This is a genomic window from Caldimonas caldifontis, assembly GCF_002930615.1.
GTDB lineage: Bacteria > Pseudomonadota > Gammaproteobacteria > Burkholderiales > Burkholderiaceae_C > Caldimonas > Caldimonas caldifontis.
This window is the reverse complement of record NZ_PSNX01000011.1, coordinates 26,220-46,298: the sequence shown is the minus strand read 5'-3', so window position 1 is coordinate 46,298 and position 20,079 is coordinate 26,220. Positions and strand designations below refer to the sequence as shown.

Sequence of the window (20,079 nt, the reverse complement as noted above, 5' to 3'; positions counted from 1 at the left end):
TCAGGGCAGCAGCCGCTCGTTGCGAAAGAGTTCGGCCGGCTGCTCCCGCTCGCGCACGAGGTGGGCCTGGTCCCCGATGACCAGCACCTCGGCCGCACGACCACGGGTGTTGTAGTTGCTGGCCATGGTCATGCCGTAGGCCCCGGCCGACAGGATGGCCAGCCGGGCACCCGGTTGCACCGCCAGGGCGCGGTCGCGGCCCAGCCAGTCGCCCGACTCGCACACGGGCCCCACGACGTCGTAGGTGACCGGGGAGGCGTTATGCAGGCGCGTCGGCACGATGCCCATCGTGGCCTCGTACATCGCCGGGCGCATCAGGTCGTTCATGGCCGCATCGACGATGCAGAAGTTCTTCTCTTCTCCCGGCTTGAGGTAAAGAACCTCGGTGAGCAGCACGCCGGCATTGCCCACCAGGGAGCGCCCCGGCTCGAACATCACCATGCGATGGCCGTGCCCGCGTGCGTCCAGGCGCTGGAGCAGGGCGGAGATCAGCACATCGGCCGTGGGCGGCGCCTCGTCGGTGTAGGTGATCCCCAAGCCGCCACCCAGGTCGAGATGGTGCAGGCGGATGCCCTCGGCCTCGATCGCCTCTACCAGGTCGAGCACACGGTCCAGCGCATCCAGGTAGGGGGCCACGTCGGTGATCTGCGACCCGATGTGGCAGTCGATGCCCACCACCTCCAGGCCGGGCAGCCCTGCCGCTCGCCGATAGAGGGCCACGGCACGCTCGTGGGCCACGCCGAACTTGTTCGCTTTCAGCCCGGTGGAAATGTAGGGATGCGTCCCCGCGTCCACGTCCGGGTTCACACGCAGGCTGATGCGGGCGGTGCGTCCCTCCTGAACTGCCATGGCCGACAGCACCTCGAGTTCGGCCTCGCTCTCCACGTTGAAGCACTTCACGCCGGCCTGCAAGGCCAGGCGCATCTCCTCACGCGTCTTGCCCACGCCGGAAAACACCACCCGGTCGGCGCTCACGCCCACGGCCAGCACGCGCGCGAGCTCACCGCCCGAGACGATGTCGAAGCCGCAACCGGCGCGTGCGAAGGTCTGCAGCACGGCCAGGTTGGAATTGGCCTTCATCGCGTAGCAGATGAGGTGGTCGCGCCCCGCCAGCGCCCGTTGATACGGCGCCAGCGCCGCCAGCATGGCGGCCTGGGAGTACACATACAGCGGCGTGCCGAAGCGCTCGGCCAATGCGTCCAGGGCGCAGTCCTCGAGATACAGCGACTCGCCGCGGTAGGCGAGAAAGGGAGCACCGGGCAGGTTCATCGCGACGGGACAGGTGAGGGGGAGGTGGGGGCCGAGGCAGCATCGGCCGGGGCAGGCGATGCGGTCTGGGGCAGGTAGAGAGGACCCTTCTGCCCGCATGCCGACAGGCCCAGGGCCAGCAGCGCGAGCAGGCCGGCAGATAGAATCAGGCCACGTTTCGACATGCACGGATTCTATCGGCGATGGCTCTGGACCCCACTCCCTTGAGCGACAGCGAGTACCACGAACGCAGCCTGGCGGTCCTGGCTGCCGTGGAAGCGCGTGCGGACCAGTTGCTGCAGGAGGACGTCGTCGACATCGACACCCATCGCACAGGGGGGCTCCTGGAACTGGTGTTTCCCAACGGGAGCAAGATCGTCATCAACACGCAGCCGCCGCTGCATGAGATCTGGCTCGCCGCACGCTCCGGCGGCTATCACTACCGCCATGTCGACGGGCGCTGGCTTGACACCCGGACCGATGCAGACTTCTTCGACATGCTGTCGGCATGTGCCAGCGAGCAGGCCGGCAAACCGGTGCGCTTCAGCCCCCCCTGAGACCCGCACCGAAGGCCCCGGCGAGGGGCGCTTCAGGGGCGGAAGAGATCGAGGATGCTGCGGCGTTCCTCTTCCGTGGTGGTGGTCGCCGGCGCGGTCGGATCCTCAAGGCCCAGGCTGGTGACGCCGGCTCCGTGCGCATACTCGTCGTAGAACCACTCACCACCCACCTGGATCAGCCCCGGCGGCACGCTGGGCTGGGCCACTGGCACATCCTTCAGGTAGGCAGCCATGTAGTCGATCCACACCGGCAGGGAGAGGCCGCCGCCGGTTTCATTGCTGCCGAGCTTCTTCGGGGTGCCGTAGCCAATCCACACCACCGCCACCCGTCCCGGCTGGAAACCCGCGAACCATGCATCCACCGAGTCATTCGTCGTGCCGGTCTTGCCGTACAGGTCGGGGCGCTTGAGGGTGGCCTGCGCGCGGGCGGCCGTGCCACTGCGGGTGACCTCCTGGAGGAGGCTGTTCATCACGAAGGCATTGCGCGGATCGATCACCCGCATGCTCTCATCGAGCGCGGGCGGCTTGTACTCGACCAGCACCTGCCCCCGGTTGTCGGTGACCTTGGTGACCAGTGAGGGTGCCACCCGGTAACCGCCGTTGGCAAACACCGCATAGCCGGTGGCCATCTGGAGCGGCGTGACCGAGCCGGCGCCCAGTGCCAGCGTGAGGTAGGGGGGATGCCGCTCGCGATCAAAGCCGAAGCGCGTCACCCACTCCTGCGCATACGCCGGGCCGATGGCTTCCACCACGCGGATGGAGACCATGTTCTTGGACCGGGCCAGCGCGCGCCGCATCGACATGGGGCCATCAAAGGTGCCGTCGTAGTTCTTCGGCTCCCAGGGCTTGCTGCCGGTGGTCGTGGCGTCGTAGAAGAGGGGGGCGTCGTTCACCACCGTGGCGGGGGTGAAGCCGCGTTCCAGGGCCGCCGAGTAGATGAAGGGCTTGAAACTCGAGCCAGGCTGGCGCCACGCCTGGGTCGCGTGGTTGAAGCGGCTCTTGGCGTAGTCGAAGCCGCCGACCAGGGCGCGGATCTCGCCTGTCGTGGGGTCCAGCGAGACGAAAGCGCCTTCGACTTCGGGCAACTGGGTGGCAGCCCAGCCTGCCCGGCCGAGGTTGATCACGCGAATGATCGATCCGACCCGGATCTGGACCTTGGGGTTGGCCTTGGCCGACAGCCCGGACTGCACCGGACGAAGCCCCTCCGGGCCGATGGTGACCGTTTCGCCATCGGCGAGCATGGCCACCAGCTTCTTGGGGTCCAGCTCCAGCACAACTGCGGCGCGGATCTCGTCATTGTCGGGGTGATCCACCAGCGCTTCGGCCACACGTGCATCGACCAGTGCGGGGTCTTTGGGCAGATCGACGTGACCTTCCGGGCCGCGATACCACTGCCGGCGTTCGAAGTCGGTGATGCCTTTGCGCAGCGCACGGTAGGCAGCCGTCTGTTCGTCCGAACGAATGCTCGTGTAGACATTCAGCCCGCGCGAGTAGCTTTCGTCACCGTACTGGTTGTAGATGAGCTGGCGAGCCGTCTCGGCCACGTACTCGGCGTGGACTGGCAAGCTCGGCGTCTGGCGGTAGCGCAGCACCTCGGCTTTGGCTGCGGCATGCTGCTCCGGCGTGATGAACCCGTTTTCCAGCATCCGGTCGATGATGTACTGCTGTCGGATCTTGGCGCGCGGCGGGTTGCGGATGGGGTTGTAGGCGGCCGGTGCCTTGGGCAGTCCGGCAAGCATGGCGGCCTCGGCGATGGTGATGTCCTTGAGGTCCTTGCCGAAGTAGATCTCGCTGGCGGCGGCAAAACCATAAGCCCGCTGACCCAGGAAGATCTGGTTCATGTAGAGCTCGAGGATTTCGTCCTTGGTGAGCTGGTTCTCAATCTTCAGGGCCAGCAGGACCTCATAGATCTTGCGCGTCAGCGTCTTCTCGGAAGAGAGATAGAAGTTGCGCGCCACCTGCATCGTGATGGTCGAGGCCCCCTGGCTGCCCACCGAGCCGAAGTTGGCCAGCGCAGCACGCGCCATGCCCTTGTAGTCGATGCCGATGTGATCGTAGAAGCGCGCATCCTCGATGGCGAGCACCGCCTGCTTCATCACCGCCGGGATCTCTTCGATGGGGACGAACTTGCGGCGCTCCTCGCCAAACTCGCCAATCAGCACACCGTCGGCCGAGAACACCCTCATGGGGAGTTTGGGCCGGTAATCGGTCAGGCCATCGATGTCCGGGAGATTGGGGTAGGCCACCGACAGTGCAATGACACCCAGCAAGGCCCCGGACAGCGCGGCAGCCGCAGCACCGCCGGCCACCCAGGCCAGGATCCGCAAGACCATGCGTGACCAGGGTGGCATCGAAACTCGGCGGCGAGACGGGGAGGAGGGGTCGTGGTCGGCCATGCTGGATTATAGGAAGGCGCCGTTGCCCCACCGGCTTGGATGCCTTGCCGGATGGGCGTCGCAAAAACGCTGCAGACACAGCTTGTTTCAATGTCCGGTGGTGCTCAGGGTTCTCCCGGAAATGCTGCTTTCAAGTCAGCTTTTCGCGACGGAAACAAACGGCCAAACCGTGAAAAAATCTTTGTTGCACAAAGGCTTTACTGCTAGCATTGAAGTAACTTATTAACAATCCGGCGCACCTGTGAGCGCCGTTGGGGGACCCCGTGAGCCTTCTTGATGTTTTGTTGGGCCGCAAGCATCCGCCGCTTGTCGGGCTGGACATCAGCTCGTCGAGCGTGAAGCTGGTTGAGCTGGGCCAAAGTGCTTCCGGCGAGTACATCGTCGAGCGTTTTGCAACGGAAAGCTTCGAGAAGGGCTGGATCGCGGACGGCCAGATCGAGAAGTTCGACGAAGTGGCCGATGCCGTGCGGCGTGTCGTGGTGAAAAGCGGCACCCGCACCAAGCATGTGGCCATGGCCATGCCTCAGTCGGCGGTGATCACCAAGAAGATCATGCTGCCGGCCGGCCTGCGCGAGGAAGAACTCGAGATGCAGGTCGAGTCCGAGGCCAACCAGTACATCCCCTTTTCCCTTGATGAAGTCAGCCTCGACTTCTGCGTGGTTGGCCCGAGCCCCACGTCGGCCGGCGATGTGGAGGTGCTGATTGCGGCCTCCCGCAAGGACCGCGTCCAGGACCGCCAGGGCCTGGCCGAGGCCGCCGGCCTGAAGCCGCTCGTGCTGGACATCGAATCGCACGCCTCCCGGCTGGCGGTCGGGCGCCTGATCCAGGCGCTGCCCAATGAGGGGCGCGATTCGCTCGTGGCGCTGTTCGAGATCGGGGCCGAGACCACCAGCCTCAAGGTGCTGCGCGACGACGAACTGCTCTACGACCGCGACCAGGCCTTCGGTGGCAGCCAGCTGACCCAGCTGATCTCCCGTCAGTATGGTTTCTCGTTCGAGGAGGCCGAGCAGAAAAAGCTGGCGGGCGACCTGCCCGAGGACTACGAACAGTCCATCCTCAACCCCTTCGTGGACAGCATGGCCCAGGAAGTCGGCCGCGCGCTGCAGTATTTCTTCACCAGCACACCCCATCACAAGGTGCACTACGTGATGCTGGCGGGCGGGAGTGCAGCGCTGCCCGGTCTGAAAGAGCGGGTCACCGAGCAGACGGGCTTTGCCTCGATGATCGTCAACCCCTTCGACGGCATGAAGCTGGGTTCCAGCGTGCGTGAAAGCAAGCTGCGTCGCGAGGCGCCGTCCTACCTGACGGCCTGCGGCCTGGCGATGCGGAGGTTCCTGCAATGATCCTCATCAACCTGCTTCCCCACCGGGAAGAAAAGCGTCGCCGCCGCAAGCAGGCCTTCTTTGCCGTCCTGGGCTTCTCGGCCCTTGCGGGCGGCTTGGTTGTGGTCCTGTGGTACGCCGTGCTGCAGCAGATGATCTCCACCCAGCAGGAGCGCAATGCCTTTCTGCAGAGCGAGATCGCCAAGCTGGATGAGCAGATCAAGGACATCGCCAACCTGCGCGCCGAGATCGATGCCCTGAAGGCCAGGCAGAAGGCCGTGGAGGATCTCCAGACCGATCGCAACATGCCGGTGCACCTGCTCAACGAGCTGGTCCGGCAGACGCCCGAAGGTGTCTATCTGACTTCCATCCGCCAGGACGGGCAGATGGTGTCCGTGGCCGGGGTTGCGCAGACCAACGAGCGCGTGTCCGAGATGCTGCGCAACACGGCCTACAACTCGCCCTGGCTGGAGCGGCCGGAGCTCATCGAGATCAAGGTGGCCAACGTTCGTGCCGATGGGCGCAGGGCCGAACGCGCGGATGCCGGCCAGCGCCGACTGTACGAGTTCTCCATGCGTGTGGCCCTCAAGCGTCCCCAGGATGCCTCGGCTGCCGGGGCCGCACCCGCGCCGCGCGCGGGTCCCGCGTCGTGAGGGAGAGGAAAAGATGGCAAAAGCAAACCTCAACCTGAGCGAGCTGTCGGACGAGATCGCGTCGCAGTTTCGCGGGCTCGACCCCAACGAGCCTGGGCAATGGCCCATCCTTCCACAGATTGCAATGTGGGTGCTGGCGGCAGTGGCCATTGTGGTCGCCGGCTGGTTCCTCATCCTCACCAACGAGGCCGACGCGCTCGAAGCCGAGCGGAACAAGGAGCCTCAGCTCAAGCAGACCTACCGCAACAAGCTGGGGCAGGCGGTCAACCTGGGTGAGCTTCGCAAGCAGCGTCTGCAGGTGCAGGAATACGTGACCCAGCTCGAGAAGCAGCTTCCCGGCAAAGCCGAAATGGATGCCCTGCTGTCCGACATCAACCAGGCGGGCCTGGGCCGGGCGCTGCAGTTTGAGCTTTTCCGCCCCGGGCAGGTGGTGGTGAAGGACTACTACGCGGAGTTGCCCATCGCCATCCGCGTGACGGGTCGTTACCACGACATCGGCGCCTTTGCAGGCGACATCGCCAACCTTTCGCGCATCGTGACCCTCCACGGCCTGAACATTTCCGTTCCCAAGGGCAGCGAGGGTGCCGGCACCCTGGGCATGGATGCGACCGCCCGGACTTACCGCTATCTGGATCAAAGCGAGATCGACGCGCAACGCAAGGCAGCCGCTGAGGCTGCCAAGAAGACGGGGGCCAAGCGATGAGACGCCTCTCCCAGTTCCGCCTCCTGCCCTTGTCCTCTGTCGCCCTGGCGCTGGCGCTTGCCGGATGCGGGGGGCCTCAGGAGGAGTTGCAGGCCTGGATGGAGCAGCAAAAGCGCGAAGTCCAGCCCCGCGTGACCCCGCTGGAGCCCCCCAAGCAGTTCGACCCTCAGGCCTACGTGGCGGTTGACGGGGTCGAGCCCTTCAGCCCTCAGAAACTGACCGTGGCACTGAAGCTGGAGGCGCGCCAGCCGAACTCCCTCATCGCCGCCGAATTGAACCGACGGCGTGAGCCGCTGGAGGCCTATCCCCTGGACAGCATGACCATGGTTGGCAGCGTGTCGCGTCAGGGCCGGCAGTACGCCTTGCTGCGGGTTGATCAGTTGCTTTATCAGGTCAAGGTAGGCGACTACCTCGGCCAGAACTACGGCCGCATCACCGGCATCACCGAGACGGAGGTCGCTCTCCGGGAGATCGTTCAGGACGCCGCTGGCGAGTGGATCGAGCGCACCAGCAGCCTCCAGCTTCAGGAGAAGACCCAATGAAAACCATGCAGGAACACTCCAAGATGAAGACGCTGCGCCTCGGCGCTCTGGGCCTGGCCTTCGCGATGGCACCCATGGTCGCCTGGGCCCAGGCCGCCATTCGCTCGATCAGTGCCAGCCAGTCCGCCGGCGCGGAAGTGGTGCGCATCGAGCTGACGCAGCCCTTGTCGGCCGTGCCGGGCGGGTTCACCGTCCAGACCCCGCCCCGCATTGCCATCGACCTGCCTGGCGTGACCAGCGATCTGCCGCGCCCCAGCGTGGAGATCAACCAGGGCAACGTCCGCTCGGCCAATGTGGCCCAAGCCGGCGAGCGCACACGCTTGGTGCTCAATCTGAAGCAACCGGCCAACTACACGGCCCAGTTGGAGGGCAATGCGCTGTTGCTGGTCCTGGAGAATACGGGCGCTGTGGCTGCGACGACTGCCGCTGCCTCTCCAGCCGGCGGTGGCACTGTGCACTTCGCCCCCAGTGTGAATACATCCGTGCAAGCCTTGCGAGGCGTGGATTTCCGTCGGGGCGCCGAAGGGGCCGGGCGCGTTGTTGTGGATCTTCCAAGTACCCAGGTTGGCGTAGACATCCGCCAGCAAGGTCAGAATCTCGTGGTTGAGTTTCTGAAGACCAATCTGCCCGACAACCTACGCCGCCGCCTTGACGTGACGGATTTCGGCACACCAGTCCAGATGGTGTCGACGACGCAGGTTGGCGATCTGGTTCGTATGGTCGTGGAGCCCCGTGGTAACTGGGAGCACAGCGCGTACCAGACAGACACTCAGTTTGTCTTGGAGGTGCGCCCCCAAAAGGAAGACCCCAACCGGTTGGTGCAAGGCCCGACATTCCAGGGCGAGAAACTGTCGCTGAACTTCCAGAACATCGAGGTGCGTGCACTCTTGCAGGTGATCGCTGACTTCACAAACTTCAATGTGGTCACCAGCGACTCTGTCACAGGCAATGTCACCTTGCGGCTGCGCGATGTACCTTGGGACCAGGCGCTGGAGATCATTCTCCAGGCCAAGGGGCTCGGCTATCGGAAAGCGGGCAACGTCCTGTGGATTGCACCTAAGGACGAAATCGCCGCCAAGGAGAAGATGGAGCTCGAAGCGCAGGCTCAGATCGCTCAGCTGGAGCCATTGCGCACGCAGTCGTTCCAGCTCAACTATGCGAAAGCTACCGATGTCGTGCGGAGCCTCGTCGGTACCGGTGGTGGCGCAAACGCGTCGCCGGGAGGGGCATCTGGCGCAGGCGGCATGCGCATCCTCACTCCGCGGGGCAGTGTGATCGCTGAGCCACGCACCAATCAGCTCTTCATTACCGACGTGGCGTCCAAACTGGAGGAGGTCCAGCAACTGATCAGCAAGATCGACATTCCTGTACGTCAGGTGATGATTGAAGCGCGAATCGTCGAGGCAGATGACAGCTTCGGACGCCAGCTGGGTGTGAAGCTAGGTGCTACCGACTTGCGCGGCCTGCGTGGAGGTGTTCCGGGCTGGGGTGTCGGCGGGAGCAACCGTATTGGTATTGGCGGCAACTACCTCGGCATTGGAGAGCAGACCCTCCAGGCGCAAGTAACGAGCGGTAGCTATATCCCGAACAGCTACTTCGTCAACATGCCTGCCCAGGCTATCGATACAGTGAACCCGGCGACTCTGGCCCTGTCGCTGTTTAGCTCCGCGGCCAACCGGTTCCTCAACCTCGAGATCTCTGCGCTCGAGGCTGATGGGAAGGGGCGCGTGGTGTCCAGTCCTCGGGTTATTACTGCTGACCAAGTCACTGCGCTGATTGAGCAGGGAACGGAGTTGCCTTATCAGAACGCAACATCCAGCGGTGCCACCAGTGTTGAGTTCCGCAAGGCCAGTCTCAAGCTGGAGGTCAAGCCTCAGATCACGCCAGAGGGTGGGATCATTCTTGACGTGGATGTGAACAAGGACACGCCGGGTATTCTGACCCCGGGGGGCTATGCGATCGATACCAAGCACGTGAAAACCCAGGTGCTCGTGGAAAACGGTGGTACGGTCGTGATCGGCGGCATTTTCACCATGAGTGAACGCGAGGATGTGAACAAGGTTCCGCTGCTGGGCGATATCCCTGTCCTGGGTTATCTCTTCAAGCAGCGCGGCAAGTCCACGTCAAAGACGGAATTGCTGGTGTTCCTAACGCCGCGAATTGTTTCAGAGCGAGGGGGGGTGCGCTGAACCTCGGCGCACGCCACGTAAAAATGTCAACATGAACTTCACGGGAAGCATGCAATGAAGATGGGCAGATGGTTGTGGATGGCTGCGGGCTCGTTGATCTTGTCGGCCTGCGGTGGTGGGGGAGGGGGCTCCGGCTGCTCGGTCTTCGACTCGAACTGTGGCGGCGACCCTGATCCCGGGGGTAGCGCGCAGGTCGCAGAGCTGGTGGTGATCCTCGACCGGAACACTCTTCCGAACACCAGCACGGATTCCGTGACAGCGACGATCACCGCAGTTGGCGCCGGTGGCGTGGTGGTGGCGGATGCACCCGTAGCCCTGTCGGTGGATACAGGAGCGCTGCTGATCGCTTCTGCGCCCTCCACGGACAGCAGCGGGCGTGTCACTGGGCAGATCTCCCTTGGAGCGGATCGGTCTAATCGTATCGTGACGCTCACGGCTACGAGCGGTTCGATCTCGCGGACGGCTTCGTTCCAAGTCGTCGGAGCCAATCTGTCTGCCTCACCTAACCCGCCTATTATTGCTCCTGGGTCGTCTGGAACCGTCGAGTTTCGTCTGACAGACGCCAGCGGTAGCGGCATGGTGGGGCAGTCCATCTCTGTATCTGGCAACGGTATTGCTACTGTGACGGGCGTGACCGGGACGGATGGGAAGTACAACTTCAGCTATATCGCCCCGAACATCCTCGGCGAATTGCGGCTCACTGCCCAAGCGGCTGGAGCGAGCGTTGTACAGCCCATTCAAGTCCAGTCGACCACCATAGATCCTGCAGTCGGCCCGATCAACTCGGCCAGTGTGACCGCGAATCCAAGCGTGGTTGGCGCCAACACAGGTGGCAGCACCAGCAGCCGAACAGAGATTCGTGCACTCTTTCTCGGCGCCAGCAATGCTCCGATCCCACGTGTTCGAGTGCGTTTCGACCTCAACGGCGATGCGAATTCGATCGGGGGTAGTTTTTCCACTACTGATTTGGTCTACTCAAATACAAATGGCGAGGCGACTGCGGCGTATATCCCGGCGGATCGTGCTAGCCCGACAAACGGCGTGACTATTCGAGCGTGTTACGATCTCAACGATTTCCCGGCAGGCACCTGTCCCAATCAAGCGCTTACGACCGTGACGGTTACGGACCAGCCCGTGTCTGTGGCTATTGGTTTCAATGACCAGATCAGGCAGTCTGCCAACCAACTCTCGTATATCAAAGACTTCGTGGTCTCGGTAGCCGATTCTTCCGGCCGCGCAAAGCCCGATGTGGTGATCACACCATCGGTTGATCTGACCGACTTCTTCACGGGTTTCCTCACTTGGGACGGATCCGCCTGGGTTGTTGGAGGTCCGGTTTACCAGTGTCCGAATGAAGACATCAATCGGAACAATGTCCTGGAGGCAGGTGAGAACTATTTTCAGCGTTCTGGTCAGCCGGTGGTTTTGGAACCTCCGAAGTCTGCGGTTACGATCAGTACGACGCCCTCCAACGGACGCACTGGCCCCGATGGCACGATGGTTGTCTCGGTCCAATACCCGAAGAACTATGGCTACTGGGTTCAGATGGAGCTGACGGTTGCTGCATCGGGCATCTCGGGCACCGAGGCGCGTGCGAGCATCCTGCGCGTTTTGGATGTGGATGCGACAGCGATATCTCGCGAGACGCCACCACCTGCTTTTGTTGAGAGCCCATTCGGAACGCTTCCTCAATACGCCGCCGGCGCGACGGTGAGCTGTAGTCTTGTTCCTTGAGAAGCTGCATCGTTCTTATTGGCCTGCCCGGCTGTGGGAAGTCCACGGTTGGGCGCCAGTTGGCCAAGCGTCTCAACACAGCGTTCCAAGATACTGATGCAGTGATTACAGACCGGATTGGAATGCCAATCCGCAGCTTCTTCGAACAAGAGGGTGAGGAGCGTTTCAGGGAAATCGAGCATCGGGTTCTTGCCGAGTTCCTGGACGGAGGTTATCAGGGGGTTCTTGCCACTGGTGGCGGGATTGTCCTGCGGGACGACAATCGAGAGTGTCTGCGCCAAGCCCGATCGGTGGTCTATCTGCGTGCATCGCCCGACGACCTCGTGCGCCGACTTCGTCACGATCGGCAGCGGCCCTTGCTGCAAGTATCTGATCCCCTCAAGAGACTGCGTGAACTCTACGCGGTGCGGGACCCCCTGTACCGAGATGTCGCAACCTTTGTGATCGACACCGGTCGACCCTCGGTCAGCATGCTGGCGAACCTGATCGCCACCCAGCTTGAACTGGACGCTGCCAACGGCCGCGCTTGCTGACGGCCAAATGCGGGACAATAAGAGCCTCTCCTGCACAGCCGGCAGGTTGATGCAGCTTGGGCATTCCTTCTCCCGTCTCCTTTGCGCTAATTGCCGTGCACAGCCTGAAACTCTCGCTCGGGGATCGTTCTTATGCCATCCTGATCGGTGCCGGCCTTCTGGCTGATCAGGAGAGCTACGCAACGCTGCCAAGTGCCCCACTGGCCGCCATCGTCACCAACGACGTGGTGGCCCCCTTGTATGCCCAGCGCCTGGAGTCGGTCCTCAAGCAGCGCCACCGTGAGGTCGTCCAGATCATCCTGCCCGACGGCGAAGCTCACAAGGACTGGGCCAGTCTCGATCGCATCTTCGATGTCTTGCTGGCCCATGGCTGCGACCGCAAGACGGTGCTGTATGCGCTGGGCGGTGGTGTGGTGGGCGACATGACGGGCTTTGCCGCCGCCTGCTACATGCGGGGTGTGCCCTTCGTGCAGATCCCGACGACGCTGCTGGCTCAGGTGGATTCGTCGGTGGGGGGCAAGACGGCGATCAACCATCCGCGCGGCAAGAACATGATCGGAGCCTTCTATCAGCCGCTGCTGGTGGTGTGCGACCTCGATGTGCTCGACACCCTGCCGGAGCGCGAACTGTCGGCTGGCCTGGCCGAGGTGATCAAGTACGGGCCCATCGCCGATCCGGCCTTTCTCGACTGGATCGAAACGAACCTGGATGCGCTGCGGGCTCGCGACAAGGACGCGCTGGCCTATGCGGTGCGGCGTTCCTGCGAGATCAAGGCCTGGGTGGTCGGTCAGGACGAAAAGGAAGCCGGCCTGCGCGCCATCCTCAACTTCGGCCACACCTTCGGTCATGCGATTGAAGCCGGCCTGGGCTATGGCGAGTGGCTGCACGGCGAGGCAGTGGGCTGCGGCATGGTGATGGCCAGCGAGTTGTCGGCCCGCCTCGGCTTGATGCCACCTGCGTTTGTCGATCGGATGCGGCGCCTCATCGAGCGCGCGGGCTTGCCGGTGCGCGGCCCGGCACTGGGTGCGGAGCGCTACCTCGAGTTGATGAGCGTGGACAAAAAGAACGAAGGCGGCGAGATCCGCTTTGTGGTCATCGAGGCCCTGGGCCGTGCGGGGGTTCGCCCGGCGCCCGACACCCTCGTGGCTCAGGTGATCGAGGCCCACAGCGGCTGAGCGGTAGCGAGACATGCTCGCGCCCTATGCCTGCGATCCGGCACAGTCGCGCGGCCGGCGCCATCCTGAACCTGATGCGCCCACGCGCAACGCCTTCCAGCGTGACCGCGACCGCATCGTGCACAGCACGGCCTTCCGACGCCTGGTCTACAAGACCCAGGTCTTCCTGAATCACGAAGGCGATCTCTTCCGCACGCGGCTGACCCACTCGCTGGAGGTGGCGCAGCTCGGTCGTTCGATCGCGCGGGTGCTGGATCTGCACGAGGACCTGGTGGAGGCCATCGCGCTGGCCCATGACCTCGGGCACACCCCGTTCGGCCATGCGGGCCAGGATGCGCTGCACGAGTGCATGCGCGACGATGGGGGGTTCGAGCACAACCTGCAGAGCCTGCGGGTGATCGACGAGCTGGAAGAGCGCTACCCGGGCTTTGATGGCTTGAACCTGAGCTTCGAGACCCGCGAGGGGGTGCTCAAGCACTGTTCGCGCACGAATGCGCAGCGCCTGGGCGACGTGGGCCGGCGCTTCCTGGACGGCACCCGCCCCAGCCTGGAGGCCCAGCTGTGCAACCTGGCCGACGAGATCGCCTACAACGCCCATGACATCGACGATGGCGTGCGCTCGGGGCTGCTGCATTTCGAGCAGCTCGACGAGGTGCCGCTGGTGGCGCGCTACCGGCATGCGGTGCTGCGCGAGCATCCTGCGTTACCGCCGAAACGTGTGCTGGCCGAGGCCATCCGCCGCATGCTGTCGGATCAGGTCTATGACGTGATCGAGGCCACCCGCCAGGCCCTGGACCGGCACCACCCACGGCATGTGGACGAGGTGCGGCAACTGCCGGGCCTGCTGTGCTTCACTGAGACGATGCGCCGCGAGAGCGACACGCTCAAGCGCTTCCTGCGCGCCAATCTTTACCGCCATCCCCAGGTGGTGGAGACCACCGAGCGGGGCAAGCAGGTGGTGCGCGAGCTGTTTGCCGCCTACGACCAGGACCCTCGCGAGATGCCGGCCGACCACTGGCAGGACGGTCGCAAGGGCCGGCGGGCGATCGCCGACTACATCGCGGGCATGACCGACCGCTTTGCCATCCGCGAGCATGAGCGGCTCACGGGATCACGCCTGTTCTGATCAGACGATCGAGAAGCGCCAGACGCCGTCGCGACCTTGTTCGCGGCTGAGGCGCCCGTCGAACCACAGCGCGTGCAGGTGGGCCAGGGCCTCGCCCATCGCGAAGGTGGTCTGGTGCAGGTCGAGCTTGCGTTTGAACATCACCTCCAGGAGGTCGGCCGCGCAGCGCGGGGCGGTGGCGCAGGCGTCCATCACCTCCTGCAGGCGTTCGGCGTGATGCGCCTCGAGTTGGCGCACACGCTCATGAAGCCCACGGAACGGGCGTCCGTGCGAGGGCAGCACCAGCGTGTCTTCGGGCAGCGTGCGCAGTCGGCGCAGGGACTCCAGGTACAGGGGCAGCGGATTGGCCTCGGGCTCGATGTCGAAGACGCTGACGTTGGTGGAGATGCGGGGCAGCAGCATGTCACCCGAGATCAGCACGGGGCCACCCTCCGTGGTGTGCAGCGAGATGTGCTCGGGCGCATGACCGTAGCCGGCGATGCAGCGCCACGGCCGCGATCCGATGGCCAGTGACTGGCCGTCCATGAGGCGGCGGAACTGCTCGGGTACGCGCGGCACCATCGAGGCATAGTAGTTGCCGCGCTGGCGTACGCGCTCCACCGAGTCAGGGTCAGTGAGGCCATGGCTGGCGAAAAAGGCCGCGGCGCTGTCGCCGCCATGCCCGCCGGCGCGCAGGCTGCCCACGCGGGCGGCGTTGTAGTCGGTGGCGCTGATCCACATCCGGCACTCCCAGCGCTCGGTGAGCCAGTGGGCCAGGCCGATATGGTCAGGGTGCATGTGGGTGACGATCACGCGCAGCACCGGCAGGCCGTCCAGCTCGGCCGCGAAGACCTGCTCCCAGGCCTCGCGCGTGGCGTCGTTGGCGATGCCGCAGTCGACGAGCGTCCAGCCCTCCTTGCCGTCCAGGCGGTCGCGCAGCAGCCACAGGTTGATGTGGTCGAGCGCAAAGGGCAGGCCCATGCGCACCCAGCGCAGACCGGGCAGCACGTCCATCGTGGTGCCGGGGTCGGGGAGGCGGTCGCCCAGTGGGTAGTCCAGACGCTGTTCCTGCGGATTCATTCGCTACACTTTACGTAAACGTCACTTGCCCAGTATAGGCAGCCATGGCTACTTCCGCTGTCACCGCCGCGTCGCCGCAGTACACGATCAGCGAGCTCGCGCGTGAGTTCGACCTGACCACCCGGGCCATCCGCTTCTACGAGGACTGTGGACTGCTCAGCCCCGAGCGCAGCGGCCCGAATGGGCGCAACCGCATCTACACGGCGCGCGACCGCACGCGGCTGAAGCTCACGCTGCGCGGCAAGCGCCTGGGCTTGAGCCTGGCGGAAATCAAGGAGCTGGTGGACATGTACGAGTCGCCCCGCGACACCGTGCCTCAGCTCAAGAAGTTCCTGGTGGTGCTGGCCGCACATCGAGAACAGCTGGAGCAGCAACTCGCCGACCTGCAGGTCACGCTGGAAGAAGTGAGCAGCCACGAACGGGAAGCGCGGCGCCTGCTGGGCGAAAGCGAACGCAAGAAGCGGGCGTGAGCGGGTCCTGGGTGCCCGGAGTGGGTCGAACCAGAATTGACGTTTACGTTAACGTCAATTAGGCTGTGAGCTTCGTTCCGATCCCAGCGCCGGAGTCCGCAATGCCGCCCATCCCCACCGAGTTCGTGCCGGTCGACCCCGGCTATGCCGATCGGGTGCGTGCGTCCTTCGGGCGCCAGTCGGTGATGTCCACACTGGGCATTCACCTCGACACCGTCGAACCCGGCTGTGTGATCCTGCGAATGCGGCATCGGGACGACCTGACGCAGCAACACGGCTTCCTGCACGCGGGGGTGGTTTCGACCGCCCTCGATTCTGCTTGCGGCTATGCCGCGTTTTCCCTGATGCCGGCCGACGCGGCGGTGCTGACCATCGAGTTCAAGGTCAATCTGCTCGCGCCGGCGCGTGGCCCCGATTTCCGCTTCGAGGCCCGGGTCACCAAGGCCGGGCGCACGATCTCGGTCGTGGATGGTCAGGCGCTGGAGCGCGCGCCGTCCGGCGAACGGGTGGTGGCCACCATGACCGCCACCATCATGGCCGTGAGGGGCCGCGAGGGCGTGCGCCACTGACGCTGTGCTGCTCCGATTGAACACTTTCCCCGAAGGACACCCCACCATGCAACTGCCCGGACTCAACTTCCAGCTTGGCGAAGACATCGATGCCCTGCGCGACACCGTGCGCGCGTTTGCGCAAGCCGAAATCGCCCCGCGGGCCGCCGAGATCGATCGCAGCGATCAGTTCCCGATGGATCTGTGGCGCAAGATGGGTGACCTCGGCGTCCTGGGCATCACCGTCTCCGAGGAGTACGGCGGCGCCGGCATGGGCTACCTGGCCCACATGGTGGCCATGGAGGAGATCAGCCGCGCAAGCGCCTCGGTGGGGCTGTCCTATGGGGCCCACTCCAATCTGTGCGTCAATCAGATCAAGCGCAACGGCAACGAGGCGCAGCGCAGGAAGTACCTGCCCAAGCTCATCAGTGGCGAGCATGTGGGTGCGCTGGCGATGAGCGAGCCGGGCGCCGGATCGGACGTGATCAGCATGAAGCTCAGGGCCGAAGACAAGGGCGGCTACTACCTGCTCAACGGCAGCAAGATGTGGATCACCAACGGCCCCGACGCCGACACCCTGGTGGTCTATGCCAAGACCGAGCCCGAACTGGGCGCCCGTGGCGTGACGGCCTTCCTGATCGAAAAGGGCATGAAGGGCTTTTCCATCGCCCAGAAGCTCGACAAGCTGGGCATGCGTGGCTCGCACACCGGTGAGCTCGTGTTCCAGAACGTGGAGGTGCCGGCGGAGAACGTGCTGGGGGCCGTGAATGGCGGCGCCAAGGTGCTGATGAGCGGCCTGGACTACGAGCGCGCCGTGCTGGCAGCCGGGCCCATCGGCATCATGCAGGCGGTGATGGACAACGTGGTGCCCTACATCCATGACCGCAAGCAGTTCGGCCAGAGCATCGGCGAATTCCAGCTCATCCAGGGCAAGGTGGCCGACATGTACACCGTGCTTCAGGCCGCACGCGCCTTCTGCTACACCGTGGGCAAGAACCTCGACATGCTGGGCAGCGAGCACGTGCGCCAGGTGCGCAAGGACTGCGCGAGCGTCATCCTCTGGTGCGCCGAAAAGGCCACCTGGATGGCCGGGGAGGGCATCCAGATCTTCGGCGGCAATGGCTACATCAATGAGTACCCGCTCGGCCGGCTGTGGCGCGATGCCAAGCTCTATGAGATCGGCGCGGGCACGTCGGAGATCCGGCGTATGCTCATTGGCCGGGAGCTCTTTGCTGAAACGATGTGAGCTCGGTTGTGCGCCTGGCGCCCGTCAGCGCCTACACTCCGGGCTGGGATATTGCGCTGCACCATCATGTCAACCCAGCTGACCGAGCTCTTCGAAAGCAACCGCGAGTGGGCGCGCCAGACCGAGGCGCGTGAGCCCGGTTTCTTCACCCGGCTGCTCAAGCAGCAGACGCCACAGTACTTGTGGATCGGCTGCGCCGACAGCCGCGTGCCGGCCAATGAGCTGGTGGGCCTGATGCCCGGTGAGCTCTTCGTGCACCGCAATGTCGCCAACGTGGTCGTCCACTCCGATCTCAACTGCATGTCGGTGATCCAGTTCGCGACCGATGTGCTGAAGGTGCAGCACATCATCGTCGTGGGCCATTCCGGCTGTGGCGGCGTGGCGGCGGCTTTGCGTGACCGGCGGGTGGGCATCGTGGACAACTGGCTGCGTCACGTGCAGGACGTGCGGGATCGTCACAGCGACTGGCTGGCCACCGTGCCCGACGCGAGGCAGGTCGATGCCTTGTGCGAACTCAACGTGATCGAGCAGGCAGAGAACGTGTGCCAGACCACGGTGGTCCAGGATGCCTGGCAGCGTGGCCAGGCGGTGGTGGTGCATGGGTGGTTCTATGGCCTGCACAACGGATTGCTGCAGGATCTGACGATGACGGTGGCGGGGCCCGAAGAAGTTCAGCCGGCCTATGAACGGGCAGTGAGGGCGGTGTACGCGCGGTATGACACGGCCTCGGCGCCGCGCAAGGTGGCGTGATGTTCCCCCAGAAGCTCACTGACCCGCGGGCCTTCGACATTGCGGCGGCCCTGCTGGAGGGCTTCAACCGGCACTATCGCCTCTTCCGCCAGGCCAGCGTCGAGGCCAAAAGCCGCTTCGAGGCTGCCGACTGGCACGGACAGCAGCGGGCCCAGCGCGAGCGCATCGAGTTCTACGACAAGCGTGTGGACGAGGCGGTGGAGCGGCTGCAGCATCAGTTCCGCGCCCACGAGCTGCCCATGGACGTGTGGCATCAGGTCAAGCTCCACTACATCGGACTGCTCACCAACCACCTGCAGCCCGAGCTGGCCGAGACCTTCTTCAACTCGGTCACGACCAAGATCCTGCACCGCAGCTACTTTCACAACGATTTCATCTTCGTGCGACCGGCCATCTCGACGGAGTACCTCGAGAACGACGAGCCGGGCTCGCAACCCACCTACCGCGCCTACTACCCCACGCGCGAAACATTGCGCGAGACGCTGCTGCGGGTGGTGAACAACTTCCAGCTCGCGCTGGAGTTCGAGGACCTCGGCCGCGATGTCGAGTACGTGCTGCGGGCCATGCGCGAGGAATTCGGTGAGGTGCGCCTGCGCACCAATTTCCAGCTGCAGGTGCTGTCCTCGCTGTTCTTCCGCAACAAGGGCGCTTACATCGTGGGCAAGATCATCAACGGCTTTCGCGAGATCCCGTTCGCGCTGCCGCTGCTGCACACCTCGCGCCGCCAGCTCTACATCGACGCGGCCCTCTTCGGCGAGGATGAACTGCAGATGCTGTTCAGCTTCGCGCGCGCCTATTTCCTCGTGGACATGGAGATCCCGGCGGCCTACGTGCAGTTCCTGCGCTCGCTGATGCCACGCAAGCCGCGCTCGGAGATCTACAACGCACTCGGCCTGCACAAGCAGGGCAAGAACCTCTTCTACCGCGATTTCCTCTACCACCTGAAGCACTCCAGCGATCACTTCCGCATCGCACCGGGCATCAAGGGCATGGTCATGCTGGTCTTCGACCTGCCGTCCTACCCCTATGTGTTCAAGGTCATCAAGGATTTCTACCCACCGCAGAAGGACACCTCACGCGAGCTGATCCAGCGCAAGTACCTGCTGGTGAAGACCCACGACCGCGTGGGGCGCATGGCCGACACGCTGGAGTACTCCAACGTGGCCTTCCCGCGCTCGCGCTTCGAGGACGAGCTTGTCGAGGAGCTCAAGCACTTCTGCCCGAGCCTCATCGAGGAAGATGGCGACGATCTGGTGATCAAGCATCTCTACATCGAGCGCCGCATGATCCCGCTCAACATCTATCTGCAGGAAGCATCCACCGAGCAGATGACGCATGCGGTCATCGAGTACGGCAACGCGATCAAGGACCTCGTGGCGGCGAACATCTTCCCCGGCGACATGCTCTGGAAGAACTTCGGCGTGACGCGCCACGGCAAGGTGGTGTTCTACGACTACGACGAGATCGAATACCTCACCGACTGCAACTTCCGCAAGGTGCCCGAACCTCGCACCGAGGAAGAGGAGATGTCGGGCGAGGTCTGGTACAGCGTCGGCCCCAAGGATGTGTTTCCCGAAACCTTCGGGCCTTTCCTGCTGGGCAATGCGTCGGTGCGCGAGGTCTTCATGCGTCACCATGCCGACCTGCTGGACCCGGCCTACTGGCAGGCGCACAAGGAACGCATCCTCGCCGGCCATGTGCACGACGTGTTTCCCTATGACGTGGACAAGCGTTTTTCGCGGCTGCGCCATGTCCACAACCCCGATCAACCCCAGGCGGCCGGCAGTCCGGCACTCTCGTCCTGAACGATTGCCCCGCCTTTTTCCGT

At 64.2% G+C, this 20,079-nt stretch carries 19 protein-coding genes; 15 read left to right on the top strand and 4 right to left on the bottom strand.

All coding sequences use genetic code 11. The features are described 5' to 3' along the window. Entirely contained in the window at window positions 1-1,269 is a 1,269-nt protein-coding gene (gene lysA / locus C1704_RS12435) for a diaminopimelate decarboxylase (protein ID WP_104303054.1), read from the bottom strand. Continuing rightward, window positions 1,266-1,433 (bottom strand): LPS translocon maturation chaperone LptM, encoded by a 168-nt coding sequence (gene lptM, locus C1704_RS12430; RefSeq protein ID WP_104303053.1) that lies wholly within the window; start codon window positions 1,431-1,433, stop codon window positions 1,266-1,268. Before lptM ends, lysA begins: the two co-directional genes overlap by 4 nt. A gap of 18 nt (window positions 1,434-1,451) precedes the next feature. Between lptM and cyaY the strand changes: the two genes are divergently transcribed. Continuing rightward, a complete protein-coding gene (cyaY, locus tag C1704_RS12425; protein ID WP_104303052.1) occupies window positions 1,452-1,805 on the top strand; it encodes an iron donor protein CyaY in 354 nt (117 codons plus the stop codon). 32 nt (window positions 1,806-1,837) lie between these two features. Here cyaY and C1704_RS12420 read toward each other — a convergent pair whose 3' ends face one another. Continuing rightward, on the bottom strand, window positions 1,838-4,138 hold the full coding sequence (locus C1704_RS12420) for a penicillin-binding protein 1A (RefSeq protein ID WP_245876474.1): 2,301 nt from the start codon (window positions 4,136-4,138) through the stop codon (window positions 1,838-1,840). Window positions 4,139-4,464: 326 nt separating this feature from the next. On the opposite strand from C1704_RS12420, the gene C1704_RS12415 reads away from it, so the two are divergent. The 9 genes from C1704_RS12415 (at window position 4,465) to C1704_RS12380 (ending at window position 14,178) form a co-directional block, all read left to right on the top strand. Next, the gene (locus C1704_RS12415) at window positions 4,465-5,544 is read left to right on the top strand and encodes a pilus assembly protein PilM (RefSeq protein WP_104303050.1); all 1,080 of its coding nucleotides are present in this window, start codon (window positions 4,465-4,467) and stop codon (window positions 5,542-5,544) included. Then, window positions 5,541-6,176: a PilN domain-containing protein gene (locus C1704_RS12410; protein WP_104303049.1), complete on the top strand. Its 636-nt coding sequence runs from the start codon at window positions 5,541-5,543 to the stop codon at window positions 6,174-6,176. Before C1704_RS12415 ends, C1704_RS12410 begins: the two co-directional genes overlap by 4 nt. A gap of 13 nt (window positions 6,177-6,189) precedes the next feature. Continuing rightward, entirely contained in the window at window positions 6,190-6,879 is a 690-nt protein-coding gene (locus tag C1704_RS12405; RefSeq protein ID WP_104303048.1) for a type IV pilus inner membrane component PilO, read from the top strand. Further along, complete coding sequence (locus C1704_RS12400) at window positions 6,876-7,421, top strand: pilus assembly protein PilP (RefSeq protein WP_104303047.1); 546 nt, start codon at window positions 6,876-6,878, stop codon at window positions 7,419-7,421. Before C1704_RS12405 ends, C1704_RS12400 begins: the two co-directional genes overlap by 4 nt. Next, the gene (locus C1704_RS12395) at window positions 7,418-9,610 is read left to right on the top strand and encodes a type IV pilus secretin PilQ (protein ID WP_419186801.1); all 2,193 of its coding nucleotides are present in this window, start codon (window positions 7,418-7,420) and stop codon (window positions 9,608-9,610) included. The genes C1704_RS12400 and C1704_RS12395 overlap by 4 nt, the downstream gene beginning before the upstream one ends. Before the next feature lie 204 nt (window positions 9,611-9,814). After that, window positions 9,815-11,344, top strand: coding sequence for a hypothetical protein (locus C1704_RS17480; protein WP_146076082.1), 1,530 nt, complete (start codon window positions 9,815-9,817; stop codon window positions 11,342-11,344). An 8-nt stretch (window positions 11,345-11,352) separates the two neighbouring features. Further along, entirely contained in the window at window positions 11,353-11,877 is a 525-nt protein-coding gene (locus C1704_RS12390) for a shikimate kinase (RefSeq protein WP_104303183.1), read from the top strand. A gap of 95 nt (window positions 11,878-11,972) precedes the next feature. Beyond that, a complete protein-coding gene (aroB, locus tag C1704_RS12385; protein WP_419186800.1) occupies window positions 11,973-13,052 on the top strand; it encodes a 3-dehydroquinate synthase in 1,080 nt (359 codons plus the stop codon). A 13-nt stretch (window positions 13,053-13,065) separates the two neighbouring features. After that, window positions 13,066-14,178 carry a deoxyguanosinetriphosphate triphosphohydrolase gene (locus C1704_RS12380; RefSeq protein ID WP_104303046.1) on the top strand — a complete coding sequence of 371 codons (1,113 nt, stop codon included), beginning with the start codon at window positions 13,066-13,068 and terminating at the stop codon, window positions 14,176-14,178. Here the strand turns inward: C1704_RS12380 and C1704_RS12375 are convergent, their stop codons facing one another. Further along, the gene (locus C1704_RS12375; protein ID WP_104303045.1) at window positions 14,179-15,237 is read right to left on the bottom strand and encodes an MBL fold metallo-hydrolase; all 1,059 of its coding nucleotides are present in this window, start codon (window positions 15,235-15,237) and stop codon (window positions 14,179-14,181) included. It abuts the gene before it with no gap. Window positions 15,238-15,281: 44 nt separating this feature from the next. Between C1704_RS12375 and C1704_RS12370 the strand changes: the two genes are divergently transcribed. The 5 genes from C1704_RS12370 (at window position 15,282) to aceK (ending at window position 20,056) form a co-directional block, all read left to right on the top strand. Continuing rightward, window positions 15,282-15,707: a MerR family transcriptional regulator gene (locus C1704_RS12370; protein WP_104303044.1), complete on the top strand. Its 426-nt coding sequence runs from the start codon at window positions 15,282-15,284 to the stop codon at window positions 15,705-15,707. A gap of 101 nt (window positions 15,708-15,808) precedes the next feature. Continuing rightward, entirely contained in the window at window positions 15,809-16,276 is a 468-nt protein-coding gene (locus tag C1704_RS12365; protein ID WP_104303043.1) for a PaaI family thioesterase, read from the top strand. 46 nt (window positions 16,277-16,322) lie between these two features. After that, complete coding sequence (locus C1704_RS12360; protein ID WP_104303042.1) at window positions 16,323-17,501, top strand: isovaleryl-CoA dehydrogenase; 1,179 nt, start codon at window positions 16,323-16,325, stop codon at window positions 17,499-17,501. Between the two features lie 66 nt (window positions 17,502-17,567). Next, window positions 17,568-18,251 (top strand): carbonate dehydratase, encoded by a 684-nt coding sequence (gene can / locus C1704_RS12355; protein ID WP_104303181.1) that lies wholly within the window; start codon window positions 17,568-17,570, stop codon window positions 18,249-18,251. Next, window positions 18,251-20,056 (top strand): bifunctional isocitrate dehydrogenase kinase/phosphatase, encoded by a 1,806-nt coding sequence (aceK, locus tag C1704_RS12350; RefSeq protein ID WP_104303041.1) that lies wholly within the window; start codon window positions 18,251-18,253, stop codon window positions 20,054-20,056. The genes can and aceK overlap by 1 nt, the downstream gene beginning before the upstream one ends. The last annotated feature ends 23 nt before the right edge of the window (window positions 20,057-20,079 follow it).

What these genes read in the sequence shown, in the direction of transcription:
- lysA (WP_104303054.1), bottom strand. Translation starts at nt 1,269, where the DNA reads ATGAACCTGCCCGGTGCTCCCTTTCTCGCCTACCGCGGCGAGTCGCTG.
- lptM (WP_104303053.1), bottom strand. Translation starts at nt 1,433, where the DNA reads ATGTCGAAACGTGGCCTGATTCTATCTGCCGGCCTGCTCGCGCTGCTG.
- cyaY (WP_104303052.1), top strand. Translation starts at nt 1,452, where the DNA reads ATGGCTCTGGACCCCACTCCCTTGAGCGACAGCGAGTACCACGAACGC.
- C1704_RS12420 (WP_245876474.1), bottom strand. Translation starts at nt 4,138, where the DNA reads ATGGTCTTGCGGATCCTGGCCTGGGTGGCCGGCGGTGCTGCGGCTGCC.
- C1704_RS12410 (WP_104303049.1), top strand. Translation starts at nt 5,541, where the DNA reads ATGATCCTCATCAACCTGCTTCCCCACCGGGAAGAAAAGCGTCGCCGC.
- C1704_RS12405 (WP_104303048.1), top strand. Translation starts at nt 6,190, where the DNA reads ATGGCAAAAGCAAACCTCAACCTGAGCGAGCTGTCGGACGAGATCGCG.
- C1704_RS12400 (WP_104303047.1), top strand. Translation starts at nt 6,876, where the DNA reads ATGAGACGCCTCTCCCAGTTCCGCCTCCTGCCCTTGTCCTCTGTCGCC.
- C1704_RS12395 (WP_419186801.1), top strand. Translation starts at nt 7,418, where the DNA reads ATGAAAACCATGCAGGAACACTCCAAGATGAAGACGCTGCGCCTCGGC.
- C1704_RS12380 (WP_104303046.1), top strand. Translation starts at nt 13,066, where the DNA reads ATGCTCGCGCCCTATGCCTGCGATCCGGCACAGTCGCGCGGCCGGCGC.
- C1704_RS12375 (WP_104303045.1), bottom strand. Translation starts at nt 15,237, where the DNA reads ATGAATCCGCAGGAACAGCGTCTGGACTACCCACTGGGCGACCGCCTC.
- C1704_RS12370 (WP_104303044.1), top strand. Translation starts at nt 15,282, where the DNA reads ATGGCTACTTCCGCTGTCACCGCCGCGTCGCCGCAGTACACGATCAGC.
- C1704_RS12365 (WP_104303043.1), top strand. Translation starts at nt 15,809, where the DNA reads ATGCCGCCCATCCCCACCGAGTTCGTGCCGGTCGACCCCGGCTATGCC.
- C1704_RS12360 (WP_104303042.1), top strand. Translation starts at nt 16,323, where the DNA reads ATGCAACTGCCCGGACTCAACTTCCAGCTTGGCGAAGACATCGATGCC.
- can (WP_104303181.1), top strand. Translation starts at nt 17,568, where the DNA reads ATGTCAACCCAGCTGACCGAGCTCTTCGAAAGCAACCGCGAGTGGGCG.
- aceK (WP_104303041.1), top strand. Translation starts at nt 18,251, where the DNA reads ATGTTCCCCCAGAAGCTCACTGACCCGCGGGCCTTCGACATTGCGGCG.